The 19,593-nt window shown below is 70.3% G+C and carries 19 protein-coding genes; 3 read left to right on the top strand and 16 right to left on the bottom strand.

Annotated elements, in window-relative coordinates:
• The first annotated feature begins 5 nt into the window (after positions 1–5).
• Entirely contained in the window at positions 6–701 is a 696-nt protein-coding gene (locus MMF94_RS14270) for a helix-turn-helix transcriptional regulator (RefSeq protein ID WP_241036881.1), read from the top strand.
• A 31-nt stretch (positions 702–732) separates the two neighbouring features.
• On the opposite strand, the gene MMF94_RS14265 is transcribed toward MMF94_RS14270, so the two are convergent.
• From MMF94_RS14265 to lysS, 5 genes are all read right to left on the bottom strand, one after another.
• Positions 733–1,734, bottom strand: a complete 1,002-nt coding sequence (locus MMF94_RS14265; RefSeq protein WP_241036880.1) for a YihY/virulence factor BrkB family protein — start codon at positions 1,732–1,734, stop codon at positions 733–735.
• Between the two features lie 193 nt (positions 1,735–1,927).
• Complete coding sequence (locus MMF94_RS14260; RefSeq protein ID WP_241036879.1) at positions 1,928–4,474, bottom strand: ATP-dependent Clp protease ATP-binding subunit; 2,547 nt, start codon at positions 4,472–4,474, stop codon at positions 1,928–1,930.
• A 174-nt stretch (positions 4,475–4,648) separates the two neighbouring features.
• Positions 4,649–5,449: a siderophore-interacting protein gene (locus MMF94_RS14255; RefSeq protein WP_277398723.1), complete on the bottom strand. Its 801-nt coding sequence runs from the start codon at positions 5,447–5,449 to the stop codon at positions 4,649–4,651.
• A gap of 81 nt (positions 5,450–5,530) precedes the next feature.
• Complete coding sequence (locus tag MMF94_RS14250; protein ID WP_241036878.1) at positions 5,531–5,875, bottom strand: histone-like nucleoid-structuring protein Lsr2; 345 nt, start codon at positions 5,873–5,875, stop codon at positions 5,531–5,533.
• Positions 5,876–5,991: 116 nt separating this feature from the next.
• Positions 5,992–7,446, bottom strand: a complete 1,455-nt coding sequence (gene lysS / locus MMF94_RS14245; RefSeq protein WP_241037114.1) for a lysine--tRNA ligase — start codon at positions 7,444–7,446, stop codon at positions 5,992–5,994.
• A 156-nt stretch (positions 7,447–7,602) separates the two neighbouring features.
• Between lysS and MMF94_RS14240 the strand changes: the two genes are divergently transcribed.
• Positions 7,603–8,349 carry a class I SAM-dependent methyltransferase gene (locus MMF94_RS14240; RefSeq protein WP_241036877.1) on the top strand — a complete coding sequence of 249 codons (747 nt, stop codon included), beginning with the start codon at positions 7,603–7,605 and terminating at the stop codon, positions 8,347–8,349.
• Here the strand turns inward: MMF94_RS14240 and MMF94_RS14235 are convergent.
• The 10 genes from MMF94_RS14235 to ftsH all read right to left on the bottom strand — a co-directional run bounded on the left by MMF94_RS14235 (position 8,265) and on the right by ftsH (position 17,821).
• Positions 8,265–9,122 (bottom strand): type III pantothenate kinase, encoded by an 858-nt coding sequence (locus MMF94_RS14235; RefSeq protein ID WP_241036876.1) that lies wholly within the window; start codon positions 9,120–9,122, stop codon positions 8,265–8,267. The two genes, MMF94_RS14240 and MMF94_RS14235, sit on opposite strands and share 85 nt — an antisense overlap.
• Positions 9,123–9,134: 12 nt before the next feature.
• Positions 9,135–9,971 carry a pantoate--beta-alanine ligase gene (gene panC / locus MMF94_RS14230; protein WP_379660434.1) on the bottom strand — a complete coding sequence of 279 codons (837 nt, stop codon included), beginning with the start codon at positions 9,969–9,971 and terminating at the stop codon, positions 9,135–9,137.
• A 35-nt stretch (positions 9,972–10,006) separates the two neighbouring features.
• Entirely contained in the window at positions 10,007–10,900 is an 894-nt protein-coding gene (locus MMF94_RS14225) for a Rossmann-like and DUF2520 domain-containing protein (protein WP_241036874.1), read from the bottom strand.
• Between the two features lie 157 nt (positions 10,901–11,057).
• Positions 11,058–12,335, bottom strand: coding sequence for a PrsW family intramembrane metalloprotease (locus MMF94_RS14220; protein WP_241036873.1), 1,278 nt, complete (start codon positions 12,333–12,335; stop codon positions 11,058–11,060).
• A gap of 41 nt (positions 12,336–12,376) precedes the next feature.
• A complete protein-coding gene (locus MMF94_RS14215) occupies positions 12,377–12,841 on the bottom strand; it encodes a DUF3180 domain-containing protein (RefSeq protein WP_241036872.1) in 465 nt (154 codons plus the stop codon).
• Entirely contained in the window at positions 12,838–13,347 is a 510-nt protein-coding gene (folK, locus tag MMF94_RS14210) for a 2-amino-4-hydroxy-6-hydroxymethyldihydropteridine diphosphokinase (RefSeq protein WP_241036871.1), read from the bottom strand. Before folK ends, MMF94_RS14215 begins: the two co-directional genes overlap by 4 nt.
• Positions 13,344–13,736, bottom strand: coding sequence for a dihydroneopterin aldolase (gene folB / locus MMF94_RS14205; protein ID WP_241037112.1), 393 nt, complete (start codon positions 13,734–13,736; stop codon positions 13,344–13,346). The genes folK and folB overlap by 4 nt, the downstream gene beginning before the upstream one ends.
• A gap of 148 nt (positions 13,737–13,884) precedes the next feature.
• Entirely contained in the window at positions 13,885–14,769 is an 885-nt protein-coding gene (gene folP / locus MMF94_RS14200; RefSeq protein ID WP_241036870.1) for a dihydropteroate synthase, read from the bottom strand.
• A gap of 5 nt (positions 14,770–14,774) precedes the next feature.
• Positions 14,775–15,338, bottom strand: coding sequence for a GTP cyclohydrolase I FolE (gene folE / locus MMF94_RS14195; protein WP_241036869.1), 564 nt, complete (start codon positions 15,336–15,338; stop codon positions 14,775–14,777).
• Between the two features lie 77 nt (positions 15,339–15,415).
• Positions 15,416–17,821: an ATP-dependent zinc metalloprotease FtsH gene (gene ftsH, locus MMF94_RS14190; protein ID WP_241036868.1), complete on the bottom strand. Its 2,406-nt coding sequence runs from the start codon at positions 17,819–17,821 to the stop codon at positions 15,416–15,418.
• 298 nt (positions 17,822–18,119) lie between these two features.
• Here ftsH and MMF94_RS14185 point away from each other — a divergent pair, with 298 nt between their 5' ends.
• Entirely contained in the window at positions 18,120–19,013 is an 894-nt protein-coding gene (locus tag MMF94_RS14185) for a serine protease (RefSeq protein WP_241036867.1), read from the top strand.
• 9 nt (positions 19,014–19,022) lie between these two features.
• On the opposite strand, the gene hpt is transcribed toward MMF94_RS14185, so the two are convergent.
• Positions 19,023–19,574, bottom strand: a complete 552-nt coding sequence (gene hpt, locus MMF94_RS14180; RefSeq protein ID WP_241036866.1) for a hypoxanthine phosphoribosyltransferase — start codon at positions 19,572–19,574, stop codon at positions 19,023–19,025.
• Positions 19,575–19,593: the final 19 nt, after the last annotated feature.

Here is a 19,593-nt window from a genome sequence, read left to right as displayed (position 1 = left end):
CACGCGTGAACCGCACCGAACGGCTGTACGCGATCGCCGAGGAGCTGCGCGCCGCGGGCGCTGCCGGACGCACCGGTGCATGGTTGGCCCAGCGCCTGGAGGTCTCGACCCGGACGATCAAGCGCGACATCGAGGCCTTGCTTCAGGCCGGGCTCCCGCTGTGGGCGCAGGCCGGGCCCGGCGGTGGTTACGTCCTGGACTCCGCCACGCTTCCGCCGCTGAACATCACCGGCGCCGAGGCGGCCGCCATCGCGGTGGCGCTGGCCGCGCTACCGGCCCTGCCGTTCGCGGTGGACGGGTGCAGCGCGCTGTCGAAGGTGCTCGCGGCGATGCCCGAGGCGGAGCGGGAACGCGCCGAGGCGATCGCGGCACGGCTGTGGCTGCGGTCTCCCGAGCCCGCACCCCGTCCTGCTGTCGCGAGGGTGCTGGACGAGGCAGTGCGCCGGCAGCAGGTGGTGGTGCTGCGCTACGCCGACGCGTCCGGCGACATCACGGAGCGGTCCGTCGAGCCGGTGGCGCTGGCGGCGACGAAGGGCCACTGGTACCTCCTTGCCTGGTGCCGCCTCCGGCAAGGCCCCCGGTGGTTCCGCACCACGCGGATCACCTCGGCCCACCTCACGGCCGAGCCCGCTCCCGAACACGACGCGGCCACACTGTTCGGCACGCCGCCCGATGACGCCCGCCCCGTCACCCTCCGCTGATCCGAGCCCCGTGAGCGGGCGACCCGCAGGGTCAGCGGGCCGGGGAGCCCGGGTGCTCGTCCAGGTCGTCGGGGATCCCGTCGTCGTCGCTGTCGGGCAGCAGTGGGTCGGGGCGGCCTGCCCGTACCGCCTCGAGCTGCGCCGCCAGCGCGAGCCCGGCGAGCAGGGCGATACCCGTGACATTCGCCCACAGCAACAACGCCATGACGGCGGTGAGCGGCCCGTAGGTGTCGCCGAAGCCCGCCGCGGCCACCACGTACAGCGCGAGCAGCCCGGACCCGACGAGCCAGGCCAGCACGGTGACGGTCGCGCCCACGGCGAGCCAGCTCAGCCCGGGCTGACGGCGCCGGGGCGCGTGCTCGAACAGCAGCGTCACCGCCACCACGAGGGCCGCCATCCCGACCGGCCACCGCAGGGCGTCCCAGACCTCCTCCGCGCCGTCGCCCCACCGGTAGACCTGCTCCATGGCCTCGCCGAACGGTTCGCCTGCCACGATCAACAACAGCCCGACGGCCATGGCGACCCCCGCTGTCGCCGTCAGCACCGCGGCCCGGCCGTACTTGCGCAGTGCCTGCCGATCCCGCTTGGTGCCGTAGATCCGGTTGGCGCCACGCTCCAGCTGGGCGAACGCCGATGTCGCCGCCGCGAACGCGGTGGCCAACCCCAGCACCACCACGATCTCGGCCCGTTCGCTGCCCTCGTCGGGAGGGCCGTTGAGGACCTCGGTGAGCAGAGAGTCGCTGCTGCCGGGCGAGATCGCCACCACGGTGCGGGCCACCACCTCCGCGAACGACTCCGCGCCGAGCGCGCTCGCCAGCCCGGCCCCGGCGATCACGAGGGGCACCGCGGCGAGCGCCAGTTGCAGGGCGAAGGCACGGGCATGGCTGAAGCCATCGCCGTACCGGAAGCGGACGAACGCGGTGGCGAGCAGGTGGACGAGGCCGTAGCGGCGCACCGTGTGCCAGGCGTCGTCGGCCGACAGCTGCTCTCCGGACATCAGTTCGGTCTCGGGGACGACGCGAACCGAGCTCACGCCGGGGAACCTACCGGCCGCCGGTCGTTACGCGGAGAAAGATTTCGTCCGGTTCACCTCGCCGGCTCGCGGGCTTGTGCCGGAGACGGCGAACGGCCCCCCCCGCCGGGGGGGGGGGGTGGGGGCCCGCCCCCCCCCCACGGCCCGCCCGGACGAGGTCCGGACGGGCCGTTCGCAGCGGTACTACGGGAGATCAGTCGTCGCTGGACTTCGCCAGGTCGACCGGCGGGGCGTCGGGCACCGTGACGGGCTTCGGCTCACCGCGGAAGGTGAACTTGGCCTTGTCGTCGGCGGCCCGGGATCCCTCCGGAGCCTTCGGGTCGAAGCCCTCGACGTCGACCACCACGATCTGGCCGGGCTCCACCTCGCCGAAGAGGATCTTCTCCGAGAGCTGGTCCTCGATCTCGCGCTGGATGGTGCGGCGAAGCGGCCGAGCACCCAGCACGGGGTCGAACCCGCGCCGTGCGAGCAGCGCCTTCGCAGCCGGCGTCAGCTCGATGGCCATGTCCTTGTTGGCCAGCTGCGCCTCCACCCGCGTGATCATGAGGTCGACCATCGTGATGATCTGCTCCTCGGTGAGCTGGTGGAAGACGATGATGTCGTCGATACGGTTGAGGAACTCCGGCCTGAAGTGCTTCTTCAGCTCGTCGTTGACCTTGTTCTTCATCCGCTCGTAGTTCGACGTCTCGTCGTTGCCCTGGGCGAACCCGAGGCCGACCGCCTTCGAGATGTCCTGCGTGCCGAGGTTCGAGGTGAAGATGATGACGGTGTTCTTGAAGTCGACCGTGCGACCTTGACCGTCGGTCAGGCGACCATCCTCGAGGACCTGCAGGAGGGTGTTGTAGACCTCCTGGTGGGCCTTCTCGATCTCGTCGAACAGAACCACGGAGAACGGCTTGCGGCGCACCTTCTCGGTGAGCTGGCCACCCTCCTCGTAGCCCACGTACCCGGGAGGGGCACCGAAGAGCCGCGAGGCGGTGTAGCGGTCGTGGAACTCGCCCATGTCGATCTGGATGAGCGCGTCGTCCTCGCCGAACAGGAAGTTGGCCAGCGCCTTGGACAGCTCGGTCTTACCGACACCCGAGGGGCCGGCGAAGATGAACGAGCCGGACGGACGCTTCGGGTCCTTCAGGCCGGCCCGCGTGCGGCGGATGGCCTGCGAGACCGACTTGACGGCCTCCTCCTGCCCGATGATCCGCTTGTGGAGCTCGTCCTCCATGCGGAGCAGACGCGTGGTCTCCTCCTCGGTGAGCTTGAAGACGGGGATCCCGGTCCAGTTGGCGAGCACCTCGGCGATCTGCTCGTCGTCGACCTCGGCGATGACGTCGAGGTCGCCGGACTTCCACTGCTTCTCCCGCTCACCCTTCTGCGCGAGAAGCTGCTTCTCCGAGTCGCGCAGGTGCGCGGCCCGCTCGAAGTCCTGCGCGTCGATCGCCGACTCCTTGTCGCGACGCACGGCCGCGATCTTCTCGTCGAACTCGCGCAGGTCCGGAGGCGCGGTCATGCGACGGATCCGCATCCGGGCGCCCGCCTCGTCGATCAGGTCGATCGCCTTGTCAGGCAGGAACCGGTCGCTGATGTACCGGTCGGCCAGCGTGGCCGCGGCAACCAGGGCCGGGTCGGTGATCGTAACGCGGTGGTGCGCCTCGTACCGGTCGCGGAGCCCCTTGAGGATCTCGATGGTGTGGCCGACGCTCGGCTCGCCCACCTGGATCGGCTGGAAGCGGCGCTCCAGCGCGGGGTCCTTCTCGACGTACTTGCGGTACTCGTCGAGCGTGGTGGCACCGATCGTCTGCAGCTCGCCACGAGCCAGCATCGGCTTGAGGATGCTGGCGGCGTCGATCGCGCCCTCGGCGGCACCGGCACCCACCAGGGTATGGAGCTCGTCGATGAACAGGATGATGTCGCCGCGTGTGCGGATCTCCTTGAGCACCTTCTTGAGGCGCTCCTCGAAGTCACCGCGGTAGCGCGAGCCTGCGACCAGGGAGCCGAGGTCGAGGGTGTAGAGCTGCTTGTCCTTGAGCGTCTCGGGCACCTCGCCCTTGACGATGCCCTGGGCCAGCCCCTCGACGACGGCGGTCTTGCCCACGCCGGGCTCGCCGATCAGGACGGGGTTGTTCTTGGTCCTCCGGGAGAGGACCTGCATGACCCGCTCGATCTCCTTCTCCCGGCCGATGACCGGGTCCAGCTTGCCCTCACGGGCCGACTGGGTGAGGTTGCGACCGAACTGGTCGAGGACCAGCGAGGAGGACGGGGTGCCCTCGCCGCGGCCACCGGACGTGCCCTCGGCAGGCTCCTTGCCCTGGTAGCCGGACAGCAGCTGAAGGACCTGCTGACGGACCCGGTTGAGGTCGGCCCCCAGCTTGACCAGCACCTGTGCCGCGACGCCCTCGCCCTCGCGGATCAGGCCGAGCAGGATGTGCTCGGTGCCGATGTAGTTGTGGCCGAGCTGCAGCGCCTCGCGCAGCGACAGCTCGAGTACCTTCTTGGCCCGCGGCGTGAACGGAATGTGCCCGCTCGGTGCCTGCTGACCTTGACCGATGATCTCCTCGACCTGCTGGCGGACGCCCTCCAGGGCGATCCCGAGGGACTCCAGGGCCTTCGCGGCCACTCCCTCGCCCTCGTGGATGAGGCCAAGGAGGATGTGCTCGGTGCCGATGTAGTTGTGGTTGAGCATCCTGGCCTCTTCTTGCGCCAGAACGACAACACGCCTCGCTCGGTCAGTGAACCTCTCGAACATTTACACTCCTAGCCTGGGCTGCGCCATGCACCGGCGCGCGCTGCGCCGCGTACACCCCGGGTACCACTGTATCGGCCCGGGACCGATGGTCGCCTCGGTCTTGTGCAACTGAAAACAACGCGGCAACCCTGGCGCCGATTCCCCGGCAACCCTTTACTTCGGCGGATCCGCTGGTCAGCTCGCAGCGAGCGCGCGCTCGGCAGCCTTGTCCTCTCTCCAGCCGTCCTCGTCGCGTCCGCGCCTCCAGTATCCGGAGACCGACAGCTGCTCGCGCGCCACCTCGCGCTCCTTCACCAGATGGGTACGCACACTGCGCACGGCGCCCGCCTCGCCATGCACGAACGCGTGAACTCGACCCGACGGAAAGGTCAGCTCCCGAACCGCTGTGGCGAGCTGGTCGGGGATACCTGCGGTGCGGTGCAACCAGGTGACTCGCAGATCGGCCGGAGTGCGGAGCTCTTGCTGCTCGGCCTCGTCCTCCACCTCGAGGACGGCGAGTACCGGCACTCCCGCCGGGATGCGTTCGCACGCCGCGGCGATAGCGGGAAGCGCGCTTTCGTCGCCGACCATCAGGTGCCAGTCCGCTTCGGGGTCGGGCGCATAGGCACCACCTGGCCCCTGGAGCCGCAACACGTCGCCCGGGCGGGCACTCGCCGCCCACGGCCCTGCGACACCCGCGTCGCCGTGCTGTACGACGTCGATCGTCAACTCACCGGCGGCCTGGTCGAAAGCTCTCACCGTGTACGTGCGCGTGACCGGCCACTGTTCCCGGGGGAGCTGCGCACGGATCGAATCCATGTCGAACGGCTCGGGATAGGCGACGCCTGCGCGGGGGAAGACGATCTTCACGTAGCGGTCGGTGTAAGGCGTGTCCGGGAAGCTGCTGAGCTCATCGCCCCCGGCCACCACGCGGATCATGTGTGGAGTCAGCCGCTCCGTGCGGCGGACCTCCAGGACGGTCGTCCTGCGAGCCACGGGACCTCCTCTGCCGAAGTGAGGCCACCCTAACCAGAAGGACGGGGCCGGCGCACGGCCGGCCCTCACCCGTCGCTGATCTCAGTTCTCCTGGTGGTACGCGTCCAGCACATCGGCCGGAATGCGGCCACGGTCGGACACCTTCATGCCCCGCTTGCGGGCCCAGTCACGGATAGCCTGGTTCTGCTCCCGATCGATCGACGGACGCCGGGCCGAAGCACTGGATGCCGAACCACCACGACGCCGGCCACCACCGGCACGACGCGCCGCCGAAACGAACGCGGCGAGAGAGTCCCGCAGCTTCTCCGCATTGTCCTTCGAGAGGTCGATCTCGTAGTTCTTGCCGTCGACACCGAACTCAACCGTCTCGTCGGCAGCCTGACCGTCCAGGTCGTCGATCAGCCGGATCTCACGGATCTGCGCCACCGTCGCAGCCCTCCATAGTTCATCGCTCTTGTTCTGCGGGGGGAGGCCGCATCGAGCCGCACGATATATCCAATTCAGTGCGACTGTCGAGTGGGAACCTCGAACACTCCGGGTAGTTACTCAGAACGCACGATCGGGTACAGAATGGTCTCTCGGATTCCGAGACCGGTCAGCGTCATCAGGAGCCGGTCTATGCCCATTCCCATCCCACCTGTGGGCGGCATTCCATACTCCATGGCACGCAAGAAGTCCTCATCGACCTGCATCGCCTCGACATCTCCCGCAGCGGCCAGGAGGGACTGGGCGTAGAGCCTTTCCCGTTGCTCCACCGGATCGACCAGTTCCGAGTACGCGGTAGCAAGCTCTGTGCCGAACACGATGAGGTCCCAGGCTTCTGCGAGCCGCGGGTCCGTGCGGTGCCGCCTGGTCAGCGGCCGGACCTCGATCGGGTAGTCCCGCACGAACGTCGGCTCGACGAGTGTGTGCTCGACGAGCTTCTCGAACAGTTCCAGCACGATCTCACCGGCACTCAGAGAATCCTTGAGTTCGACGTCGTGAGCGGCCGCGAGCTTGCGCAGTTCCTCTACGGAGGTGTCCAGGGTCACGTCTTGCCCGACAGCCTCCGAGACCGCCCCGTGCAGTGTGACGGAACGCCACGGCTTCCCCAGATCGTGTTCGGAGCCGTCGGCACGCCGGATGGTCGTGGAACCGAAGACGGCCCGCGCACACGCGAGTACCAACTCTCGCGTCAGATCTGCCATGTCGTCGTAGGTGGCGTACGCCTGGTACGCCTCGAGCATGGCGAACTCGGGTGAGTGCGTGGAGTCGATGCCTTCGTTACGGAAGTTCCGATTGATCTCGAAGACCCGCTCGATACCGCCCACCACGGATCGCTTGAGGAACAGTTCCGGAGCGATCCGCAGGTACAGATCGGTGTCCAGCGCGTTGGCGTGGGTGACGAACGGACGCGCAGTGGCGCCGCCGTGCTGCAGCTGCAGCATCGGCGTCTCCACCTCGACATAGTCGCGGTCGTGGAGCACGCTCCTCAGCGTGCGGACGACGTGAGCCCGATTGCGGACCATCTCGCGCGCCTCGGGCCGCATGATGAGGTCGACATAGCGCTGCCGGACGCGCATCTCCTCGGACAGCTCGCGGTGCGCCACCGGCAGGGGGCGAACGGCCTTCGACGCCATCTCCCAGCGGTCGGCCATCACCGACAGTTCGCCCCGCCGTGACGTCGCCACTTCGCCGTGCACGAATACGTGGTCGCCGAGGTCCACAATGGACTTCCAGCGGGCGAGGGCCTCGTCGCCGACCAGCGCGAGGCTCAGCATCGCCTGCAGTTCCGTGCCGTCGCCTTCGCGAAGGGTGGCGAAACAGAGCTTTCCGGTGTTACGCAGAAAGATCACTCGTCCGGTGACGCCGACCTTCTCACCGGTGCCTGTGTCCGGCGGCAGGTCCGGGTGTGCGTCACGCACCTCGCGCAGGGTGTGCGTGCGCTCGAGAGACACCGGATAAGGGTCCCGGCCTTCTTCGAGCATCTCCGCCCGCTTGGCACGGCGCACCTGCATCTGCTCGGGCAGCTCGTTGTCTGGGCCGTCGAGAGGCTGGGTGCTCACGCTGTCAAGGTTAGTGACGCCCGCACCGGCACCGCCCCCCGGTTACCCCCCGACGTCGTGACGGAAGTTCCAGTGCCCCGGATCACGTGGTGACGTAACGTCGAAAGCGTGACGACTCCCCGGGCCCGGTCCTTCGGCACTGTCGCCGCCGAATACGCGCGCCATCGTCCCGAGTACGCCGAAAGTGCCGTCGACTGGGCACTGGAGCCGGTGGCCGGTCGGCCCGATCGGGTGCTCCTCGACCTGGCTGCGGGCACGGGCAAGCTCACCGGCGCACTGCTCGCCCGTGGTCCGGTGATCGGTGTGGAGCCCGACCCACCGATGCTCGCCGAACTGCGGGTTCGTTTCCCGGATGTCGACGCGCGCGAGGGCAGCGCAGAGGCGATCCCCCTGCCCGACGAATCGGTCGACGCGGTACTGGTGGGCCAGGCATTCCACTGGTTCGACCCGGAGCGGGCTCTGCCGGAGATCGCCCGCGTGCTGCGCCCTGGCGGAGTGCTGGCCGCGTTGTGGAACGGCGACGACGCCACGGTGGAATGGGTGCGGGGCTATCACGATGCGGCCGGCCTCATCGGGCTCCGGGTCCGCGACCGCGCCGAGTCGGGGTTGCACCTGCCCGAACATCCCGCTTTCGAGGCGAGCGAGCACAGCACATATCCGAACGCCGTGCACACCTCGGTCGAAGGGCTGCTCGCCACGCTCGCAACGCATTCGTGGGCTCTCGTGGCCGAGCCGGCCGACCGGGACGCCGCACTCGCCCGCGTGCGCGACTACTTGGCCACGCGACCGGAGACGTCGGCAGGCGAGTTCGAACTGCCGCTGTTCACCGACGTGGTGCGGATGTTGCGCAAATAGGTCAGGCGCAGTCCCAGCAGTGTCAGGTCCGGCACGAACTCGGTGATCGTCTCGGACGCCCCCGCCATCAGCGGCGCCAGGCCGCCTGTGCCCAGAACGGTGACCGGGGCCGCCTTGGGTCCCAGCTCGGCGAGTATGCGCCGGACCAGACCGTCCACCTGCCCGGCGAAGCCGAAGAGCACGCCGGACTGCAGGCACTCGACCGTGTTCTTGCCGATCACCGAGCGCGGCCGCACGAGCTCCACGCTGCGCAGCGCAGCCGCCCGGGTGGCCAGAGCCTCCAACGAGATCTCGATGCCGGGGGCCAGCGCGCCGCCGAGGAACTCCCCCTTCGCCGACACGACGTCGATGTTGGTGGACGTGCCGAAGTCGACGACGATGCACGTGTTGTCGAACAACCGGTGCGCGGCGAGGGTGTTCATGACGCGGTCGGCGCCCACCTCCCGCGGGTTGTCGACCAGCAGCGGCACGCCCGTACGCACCCCGGGCCCGACGACCACGTTCGGACCACCGCGCCGGTCGATGAGCAACCGCAGCTCACGGAGCAGGCTCGGCACGGTGGACAGCGCCGCGACACCCGTGACCTCGGCGGCGTACCGGCCGAGCAGCGCGTCGAAGGCGACCTCGAGCTCGTCGGCGGTCATCCGAGGCTCGGTGCGCATCCGCCAGTCGCGTACCAGGGGCGGGTTGACCTCGAGCTCGCCGTCGGCGTCGGTGTCCGCGTAGAGCCCCAGCGCGATCTGGGTGTTGCCGACGTCCACGCAGAGCAGCACGACACCGTCCTCCTACAGCTGTACGGAGACGTTGTCGATGAGCCGCGTGCTCCCCAGCCGGGCCGCGACCAGCAGCCGAGCCCGACCGGCCTCGGGAGCCGGGCCGAGGTCGGGGTCGCGCAGCTCGAGGTACTGCACCTCGAGTGCAGGCTCCTCGGCCAGCACCGCACGGGCGGCGTCCAGCACGGCCTCCGGGCCCCGGGCCGACACCGCGGCACCGGCGGACAACGCACGCTGCAGCGTGGCGGCCAGGGGCCGCTGGTCCGGGGCGAGGTAAGCGTTGCGGCTGGAGAGCGCGAGCCCGTCGGGCTCACGGACCGTGGGGACGCCCACCACCGCCACAGGGAAGTTCAGGTCGCGCACCATCTTCTTGACGAGCACGAGCTGCTGGTAGTCCTTCTCGCCGAAGAACGCGACGTCCGGGGCGACGATGTGGAACAGCTTCGCGACGACGGTGAGCACCCCGCCGAAGTGACCGGGCCGGACGTCGCCCTCGAGTTCGCTGCCGAGCCGGCCGGGCACGATCGTGGTGTCGGCGCCGTCGGGGTACATGTCGGCGGCACCGGGCAGGAAGACGAGCTCGACGCCCTCCTCGCGGCACACCTCGAGATCGGCCTCGAGCGGCCTGGGGTAGCGGCCGAGATCCTCGCCCGCGCCGAACTGCAGGGGGTTCACGAAGATCGACACAGCGGTGACGGTGGCCCCGGGTGTGCGCCGCGCGTGCCGGATGAGCTCGCGATGGCCCTCGTGGAGGGCACCCATCGTCGGGACGAGCACCACCTTGCGGCCGGCAGCCCGCAGCGCGCGGGTGACCGGAGCGATCTCGGCAGGCGACCGGTGCACCGTCAGCTGACCGGCGTCGTACCCGCCCTGCGTACGAACCGTCACGAGGAGCCTTCCAGAAGAGCGAGCACGTCCTTCTCGGCGTACTCGGACAACAAACCCGCCGCCGCCGCCCGGCGCGCCGTACGGGCGGCCAGAACGCGGTAGGTGGCGGCCAGATCGGGGTCGACAGCGGCCAGCTCGCGCAGGTGCGTGCGCACCGTCTCGACGTCACCGCGGGCCACGGGGCCCGTCAGCGCTCGGTCCCCGTGCCGCAGCGAGTTGTCGAGGGCGGCCGACAGCAGCGGGGCGATGAGGCGATCAGCGGGGCTGATGCCCGCGTTCTCCAGGGTGTCGACGCAGTCGCGGACGAGGGTGACGAGATGGTTGGCACCGTGCGCCAGCGCCGCGTGGTAGAGCGGGCGGACCTCCTCGGCGATGCGTACCGGCTCCGACCCCATCTCGACGACGAGTGCCTCGCCGACACTCCAGGCCGCCTCGTCGCCTGCAGCGGCAGTGACCCCGACGCTGCAGCCCGCGAGCCGGGCGACGTCCTCCGTGCGGCCGGTGAACGTCATCACGGGATGCAGAGCCAGCGGCAGCACGCCGTGCTCCGCGGCAGGGGCCAGCACGGCGATCCCGTGAGCGCCGGAGGTGTGCACGACGATCTGGCCGGGACGGAAGCTGCCCGCGGCGGCCAGGCCGCGGACCAGGCCGGGCAGCACGTCGTCCGGCACGGCGAGGAGTGCGAGGTCTGCGCCCGTCACCACCTCGTCCGGGGGCTGCAGCGGTACGCCGGGCAACAGCGCCGCGGCACGCTTGACCGAATCGCGTGACACTCCGGACGCTGCGGCGACCCGATGCCCTGCTGCGGCCCACGCCGCCCCCACGACGGCGCCTACGCGGCCGGCCGAGACGACCCCGACGGCGAGCCGGGCGGGCCTGCCTGAACTCATCTCATCTCCTCGCTCGGCCGGTGGACCGCTCCGGCACCGGACGAAGAGTCACGGCCGACGTCGGCGGCGCGACCACAGGTTACGCGGCGGCGCTGCGCCGCAGCGGAGCCGTGGCGGGCTTCACCGGAGCGAGTGCCGCCCGACCTGCGACGACGGGTCAGCGGCGCCGGGGCGGCCAGCTCTGGGGCGGGGCGTCGGGAGGTATCGCCACCGTCGGCGGCGGTCCGGGCGGCGGCGGCGTCCAGTTGTGGTGGCCACGGTGCCGCATGGCCACCGTCAGTCCCTCGGGGTGGCCTACCGCACGAGCCCGGGCCTTTCGGAGCTTGCCCAGCGCCTCCTCGTGCCAGTACATCCCGGAGTCCCCGACCGATCCCCGCGCCATCTTCGCGCGGAGGAACGCGAGCTCGGTGACCGCGTACTGGTACTGCGAGACGGCCTTCTCCACGTGCCTGCCCGAACCCCGCCGCACAGCCGCTCGCCACCCCCGCCTGCCGGCCAGGCTCGAGAGCAGCGGCACCTCGCTCGGTGCGATCCACCCGGCCTGGGCGAACCCCGGGAGCTGCTCGATCACGATGCGCTGCTCGCGACGGCGCTGCCACACCACGACGCCGGCCACGGCCAGGAACAGCGGCACCATGATGAAGCCGTACACCATGAAGAAGACCGTGCCGCCGAAAAGGGAGGCCGACGCGTTCCAGAGGGCGTGCAAGATCACCGCCAGCAGGTAACCGAGCGGCACCGTGACGAGTGCCATGCGCACGCTGCGGCTGCGCGCCGCGATCCCGGCCCCGATCCCGGTCATGACCGTGAACAGGGGGTGGGCGAACGGTGAGAGCACGCCGCGCAGCAGGAGCACCGCGACCACGCCGCTGCCCTGCCCGACCACGGCGCCCTCGGCGAACGCCCGTCCGATGTAGAGGATGTTCTCGGTGAAGGCGAAGCCCGCGCCGATCAGCCCGGCGTAGACGATCCCGTCGACGATCCCGTCGAACTCACGTCTGCGGAAGATCAGCAGGCCGACGAGGAACGAGCCCTTGACCGCCTCCTCCACCACGGGAGCGATCGCGACCGTGCCGAAGAGGTCGCCGTTCCCGCGGCCGAGCACCTCGTCGGCGACCAGCACCGCGCTCGAGTTGATCAGCAGCGCCGAGAGGGCGGCGAAACACGCCCCCCACAGGAACGCGATCAGCAGCATCCGCGCCGGTTCCGGCTCCCAGCGGTCTACCCACAGGAACGTCGCGACGACGGGGCCGACCGGCAGCAATGCACACAATGCGCCGACAAGGACGCCCCCCGGGCCGACGCTGCTGCCCACCATGCCGATGACGACCAGCCCGCAGACGGCGAGGGCTATCAACCCGAGTACGGGCGCGAGCACACCACGGCGCTGTCGCTTCGAGGTGGGCAGGGGAATGATCTGCGTGGCCTGGGCCATGAGGGGGAGCCTACGGGCGGCCGCTACGGGCCGTGCACGCGTTATTCACCCGGCTCGTCGCCGGAGTCGTCATCGGGGGTACGGCAGCACCATTCGAGCCACAGAGCGCCTCCGACCAGCACGAGCGCGCAGGCCAGCCCCACCCCGGCGGCGATCGAGTCGGCGGCCGCGGCGGTGACGTCCGCGGCGCGCGGCAGCACGTGGGCGAGCAGGCCTGCCCACACGCCCGCCATGATCGCGCCGGCGAGCGACGACGCCTTCGCCACGAGCACCGCCCTCGCCGCCGTGAGCGGCTGGACCGGCGGCGTGCCGGGGCGACGGTGCCGGATCCGCGCCCGCAGACCGCTGCCGACCAGCGCTTCCGCCACCCCGAGGACGCCGAGCGTGACCCCGGCAGGAAGCGGGAGCGGCGGCAGCGAGTTGTACGTCAGCCGCACGAGCAGGTTCACCAGCAGCGCCGTCACGAGCGCGACGGCGAACAGGTGGCGTGGGCGGGTGAGGGTCACGGCGCGAGCACCAGGTCGTCACGCCGCCGCATCCCGGCCTCTGCGTCCGGCCCCAGGGCCGCGAGGAGCGCCTTCACCGGGCCGTGGCCGGGCAGCACGGCGTCCGCGTCCACGTCGAGCCACGGGCGGAGCACGGTGGCCCGCTCCGGCGTGCCGGGATGCGGGAGCAGCAGATCAGGATGGTCGCTGTGTACGGGACCGTCCGGCGCCTCCACCGTGACGATGTCGACGTCCAGCGTCCGGGGACCCCAGCGCACCTCTCGGACCCGGCCCGATGCCGTCTCCAGACCCTGTCCTCGGCGCAGCCAGTCCCACGCGTCGGCGCCGGGGTCGTCCACGACGATCACGGCGTTGAGGAAGTCGTCCTGCTCCACACCACCCCATGGCGCCGTCTCGTACACCGGTGATGCCGCGACGAGCACGTCCGCGAATCCGTCGACGGCCGCCCGCAGGTGGGCGAACCGGTCGCCGAGGTTGGACCCGAGTGACAGCACGGCGCGGCTCACGCTGGGATGATCCGGGACTTCTGATCACTGCGGCGGGAACGCCGGGCGACCACGGCGACGTCGGCGAACTCGAGCGGGATCGGGGCCTGCGGCTTGTGCAGCACGACCTCGACGTCCTGCACGCGCTCGTCGGACATGACGTCATCGGCGACGCGCCCGGCCACGGCCTCGATGAGGTTGCGCGGTTCCCCGCCGACGATCCCGGCCACCCGCTGGGCGAGCGCCCCGTAGTCGAGGGTGTCGGCGAGGTCGTCGGACGCCACGGCGGCAGCCAGGTCGATCCAGACCGTGACGTCCACGACGAAGTCCTGCCCGTCACGCCGCTCGTGGTCGAACACTCCGTGGTTCGCGCGGACCCGCAGGCCACGCAGCTCGATCCGGTCGCTCATCGAACGCTGCTCACTCATCGCACGCCCTCGCTACCTTCGCCCGGCGTTTCACACGAGCGGTGCGTCGGTGATTCGCTCGCACGCCCGCGCTGTGCCGATGATCCACTCGCACGCCCGCGCTGTGCCGATGATTCACTCGCACGCTCGTTCATGAGCTGTCCTGTGGGGCTGCTCGCGCCGGAGATCGTCCCAGCTGCCACGCCTCGGCCACCGCGACCGCGTCGAGCGTGTCGTGCACGTCGTGCACGCGGACCCCCCACGCGCCGTTCGAGGCCGCCAGCGCGCTGACCGCCGCCGTGGCCACGTCCCGTTCCCGGGCCGGCCGCAGCGTGCCGTCGGCGCCGGCGAGCAACTGGCCGAGGAAGCGTTTGCGGGACGCGCCCACCAGCACCGGGAACCCGAGGTCGGTCAGCACGTCGAGCCTGCGCAGCAACGCCCAGTTGTGCGCGGCGGTCTTCGCGAAGCCGAGACCGGGGTCGAGCACCAGGCACGACGGCTCGACACCGGCGAGCACTGCGGCATCCACCCTGGCCACCAGCTCGGCACGTACCTCGGCGACCACGTCCTCGTAGGTGGCGAGGGAGTTCATCCGGTCGCTCGGGCCCCGCCAGTGCATCAGGATCAAGGGGACTCGGGCCTGTGCGACCGTGGCTGCCATCGTGGGGTCGGCGAGCCCGCCGGAGACGTCGTTGACCACCTGCGCGCCGGCCTCGACGGCCGCCTCGGCGACCGCGGCCCGCGTGGTGTCGATGCTGACCCGCACGCCCTCGGCCACCAGATCCCGGATCACCGGCAGGACGCGAGCCTTCTCGACATCGGCCTCGACGCGCTGCGCGCCGGGGCGCGTGGACTCACCACCCACGTCGACGAGATCGGCGCCCGCCTCGTGCATCTCGACGCCGTGGGCCACCGCGTGGTCGCGGTCGAGGTAGCGGCCCCCGTCGGAGAACGAGTCGGGCGTGACGTTGAGGACACCTATCACCACGCACCGCCCGGGCCGGGGCAGTCCGGGCGGGTCCGTGCGGGCAATCACCCGCCTCACCCGCTCCTGATCAGCGCCAGCGCCTCGGCGCGCGATGTGGACGAGGACTGGAACATCCCCCGCACCGCCGAGGTGGTGGTGCGCGAACCCGGCTTCCGGACCCCGCGCATGCCCATGCAGAGATGCTCCGCCTCGATCACGACGATCACGCCGCGCGGCGACAGCTTGCGCACCAGCGCGTCGGCGACCTGCCCGGTGAGCCGTTCCTGCACCTGGGGGCGCCGCGCGTAGAGGTCGACCAGCCGGGCGATCTTGGACAGGCCGGTGACCCGTCCGTCGACGTTCGGGATGTAGCCGACGTGTGCCATCCCGTGGAAGGGAACCAGATGATGCTCACAGGTGCTGAACATCGGGATGTCCTTGACCAGGATCAGCTCCTGGTGATGCTCGTCGAAGGTCCTCTCCAGCACGGCATCCGGATCGGAGTAGAGGCCTGCGAACATCTCTTCGTAGGACCTGGCGACGCGGGCCGGCGTGTCGCGGAGCCCGTCGCGGTCGGGGTCTTCGCCGATCGCGATCAGCAGCTCGCGTACGGCTGCCTCGGCACGCGCGCGGTCCATCGTCGGTCTTCCGTTCGATGCTGCTCTGTCGAAGGTTTCAGCTGCGGATGCCCCGGTGTCGCCCAACGCCTCCCAGCTCAGCGTGACCCGTCCTCGTCCGGACCCTTGCCGTTCTCGCGCGGTGGCTCAGGGGGTGGTGCGGGCGCGTCGCCGTGGCCGTTGCCTGCGGCGGCGGGCGGGGCGCTCTGCTGCGGCCACTGCGGCTGCTGCCACTGCCCCGCCGGGGGCCACGGCTGGCCGTGCGGGGTGGTGGCCGGACGCCAGTCGGCCGGAGCGCCGTAGTTGGGCTGCACGGAGTTGGGCTGGCCCGGACCGGGCGGCCCGGGGTTGGGCTGCTGCCCGGAACCCCATCCCTGCTGCGGAGCAGAGGGCTGCCCGTACCCACCGGGGGCCGCTGCCGGGAGCGGCGGCTGCCCGGGATAGCCACCGGGCGGGCCGGGCGCGGGAGCGGGTACCGGGCCTCCGTTGGGACCCGGCGTGGGCACCGGGTGGCCACCGCCACCCGGGTAGGACCCGACCGGGGCCGGCTGGCGCACCGGCTCGGTGTGCGGCGGCCATGGCTCGCCGCGCTCCCTCGCCCGCTCGGCCGGCGTCTGGATCGGCGGCTTGTCGGACGGGGTGCGTCCGCCGAAGTCGTTGAACGCGGTGATCCGCGGCCGCTTCTCGACCCTGTCGAAGATCCGCTCCAGGTCCCTGCGGTTGAGCGTCTCCTTCTCCAGGAGCTCCAGCACCAGGTCGTCCAGGACGTCCCGGTAGGTGTTGAGGATCTCCCACGCCTCGGTGTGCGCGGCCTCGATGAGCGCGCGCACCTCCTCGTCGATCTCGTGGGCGACCTCGAGCGAGTAGTCGGCCTGGTTGCCCATCGAGCGGCCGAGGAACGGGTCGCCCTGGTCGCGGCCATAGCGGACGGCGCCCAGGCGCGCGCTCATGCCGTACTCGGTGACCATCGCCTTGGCGATCTTGGTGGCCTGGTCGATGTCGGAGGAGGCGCCGGTGGTGGGCTCGTGGAACACGAGCTCCTCCGCCGAGCGGCCACCCATCGCGAACACCAGCCGGCCGATCATCTCCGACCTGGTCATCAGGCCCTTGTCGTCCTCGGGGACGACGAGGGCGTGGCCGCCGGTGCGCCCGCGCGGCAGGATCGTGAGCTTGTAGACCGGCTCGAGGTCCGGCATCGCCCACGCCGCGAGTGCGTGGCCGCCCTCGTGGTAGGCGGTGATCTTCTTCTCCTGCTCGGAGATGATCTTGCTCTTGCGCCGCGGACCGCCGACGACGCGATCGACGGACTCCTCCAGAGCGGCGCCGGTGATCAGCGTGCCGTTCTCCCGCGCGGTGAGCAGGGCGGCCTCGTTGATGACATTGGCGAGGTCGGCGCCGGACATGCCGACCGTGCGCTTGGCCAGGCCCTCGAAGTCGACGTCGTTGGCGAACGGCTTGCCCTTGGAGTGCACGGCCAGGATCGCGCGCCGGCCCGCGAGGTCGGGGGCACCCACCGGGATCTGCCGGTCGAAACGACCAGGGCGCAGCAGCGCGGGGTCGAGGATGTCGGGGCGGTTGGTGGCCGCGATCAGGATGATGCCGCCACGGGCGTCGAACCCGTCCATCTCGACGAGCAACTGGTTGAGCGTCTGCTCACGCTCGTCGTGGCCGCCCCCGAGGCCTGCGCCGCGCTGGCGGCCGACCGCGTCGATCTCGTCGACGAAGATGATGCAGGGCGAGTTCTGCTTGGCCTGCTCGAACAGGTCGCGCACACGGGAGGCACCGACACCGACGAACATCTCGACGAAGTCGGACCCGGAGATCGTGTAGAACGGCACGCCCGCCTCGCCCGCGACCGCACGCGCGAGCAGCGTCTTACCGGTGCCGGGCGGGCCGTACAGCAACACGCCCTTGGGGATCTTCGCGCCGAGAGCCTGGTAGCGGGCCGGGTTCTGCAGGAAGTCCTTGATCTCGTGGAGCTCCTCGACGGCCTCGTCGGCGCCCGCGACGTCACCGAAGGTGGTCTTCGGCATGTCCTTGTTGAGCTGCTTGGCCTTCGACTTGCCGAACGACATCACCCGGTTGCCGCCGCCCTGGGCGTTGTTCATCATCCAGAAGAGGATGAGCAGCACCAGGCCGAGCGGGATGAGGTAGATCAGGATCGTGGTCAGGAACGACTCCTGGCGCACGACCGTGTTGAACGACGGCTTGTTGGAAGCCGCCTCCAGCGCCTGGACGATGGAACCGCTGGTCTGAGCCGGGTACTGGGTGATGACCTGCGTGCCGCCGTTGACCGGCTGGTTCAGGGTGAGACGGAGCTGCTGCTCGTTGTCCTCGATCAGCGCGTCCTTGACGTTGCCGCTGTTTATCTGGCTGAGCGCGACGGACGTGGGCACCTGGGTGTAGCCGCGGGTGTCGTCGAAGAGCACGCTGAACGTGAAATAGACCAGGATCGCGGCGAGGATCCAGATCAGCGGGTTGCGGAGCAGGCGCTTGCGGTCCATGCAGCTTCGGCCGTGGCGGCCTTCACCCTCCCTGGCGAGTTTCTCCGACGGAGACCCGGCGCAGCACACTGACCGGCCCTGAGTCCGCCAGGATAGCGGTCCTGAGCTCAAGCCGCGTCGTCGACGTCGATCGGTACGCCCCACTTGGGTACGTGCTGGTACAACGGCCGGAAGCGAATCCGTGTTCCCACCCCGCCATTCCCGGCAACCCGGGGTATCTCACGCAGAGCACCCTCGTTAAGTTGCCCGCGGTTGGTGATCAACATTGACCGCGCGGGCCGGCGACGGGGGAGTGCTCATGACGGTGCGGTTTCGTGGTGTCGCGGTAGGTGTCGCACTGGGCGCGATGGCGCTCGGCGCGTTCGTCGCACCAGCGGCATCCGCGGCACCGGAACCGGCCGAGTGGGCCCCCGCGGACACCGCGCTGATCCACCCCGGCGTCGTCACCGACACCATCGGCGGCGGGGCCTGTACCAGCAACTTCGTCTTCACAACCGGCGACAGGACGTTCCTCGGCCAAGCCGCGCACTGCGCCGGCACCGGCGAGGCCACGGAGACGAACGGGTGCGACTCCGGCAGCCTCCCGCTCGGCACGCCCGTCACGATCGAGGCAGCCGATGGCTCCGACCGCAGCGGCACACTCGCGTACAGCTCCTGGGTCACGATGCAGGAGAACGGGGAGACCGACCCCGACATCTGCGCCTACAACGACTTCGCACTGGTCGAGATCGCGCCCGAGGACGTGACGGACGTCAACCCGAGCATTCCCTTCTTCGGCGGGCCCACCGGGATGGACACGGACGGACTCAACACCGGTGAGCAGGTTTTCAGCTACGGAAACTCACCCTTGCGGGGCGGAATCACCGCGCTGAGCCCGAAGGCCGGGATCGCCGCCGCCGAGGCCGGGGGTGGCCGAAGCCACCAGGTCTACACGCTCACACCGGGCGTCCCCGGTGACTCCGGCAGTGCCTTCGTCGACGAGCAGGGCGACGCCGTCGGCATCCTGTCGACCCTCAACCTCGCTCCCCTGCCCGTCAGCAACGGAGTGAGCGACCTCGCAGGCGCGCTGGGGTACGCCAACGCCAACGGTGGTCTCGGCGACGTTCAGCTCGTGCTCGGCACCGAGCAGTTCAGCCCCGCCCGCGTGCCGGCCCGCGAGCTGGCCACGCCCGCCGGGCCACCGGTGGGGTGAGCGGCGGGCTCAGGCGTACACGGCGGGGTCGAGCGTGCCGATGAAGGGAAGATCGCGGTAACGCTCGGCGTAGTCGAGGCCGTAGCCCACGACGAACTCGTTGGGGATGTCGAAGCCCACGTACTTCACCGGGACGTCGACCTTCACCGCGTCCGGCTTGCGCAGGAGCGTGCACACCTGCAATGAGGCGGGCTGGCGCGACTCCAGGTTCTTGAGCAACCAGGACAGCGTCAGGCCCGAGTCGATGATGTCCTCGACGATCAGCACGTTGCGCCCCGCGATGTCGCGGTCGAGGTCCTTGAGGATGCGCACCACCCCGGAGGAGGAGGTGGCCGAGCCGTAGGAGGTGACGGCCATGAACTCGAGCTGCACCGGGAGCGGGAGCGCCCTGGCAAGGTCGGTCATGAACATGACGGCGCCCTTCAGGACCCCGACGAGCAGGAGGTCCGACCCCGCCTTCTCGGCTGCGTAGTCGGCCCCGATCTGGGCCGCCAGCTCCGCGATCTTGTCGCGGATCGCCTGTTCGGTGACCAGCGTCGTGGCGATGTCGCCGTCGTACACGCGGACGTCCTCCTGCAGG

Source organism: Pseudonocardia alaniniphila (assembly GCF_022524485.1).
In the GTDB taxonomy this organism is placed as follows: Bacteria; Actinomycetota; Actinomycetes; order Mycobacteriales; family Pseudonocardiaceae; genus Pseudonocardia; species Pseudonocardia alaniniphila.
Note: the sequence above shows the minus strand (reverse complement) of the source record. Positions and strands in the feature narration are given on the sequence as shown.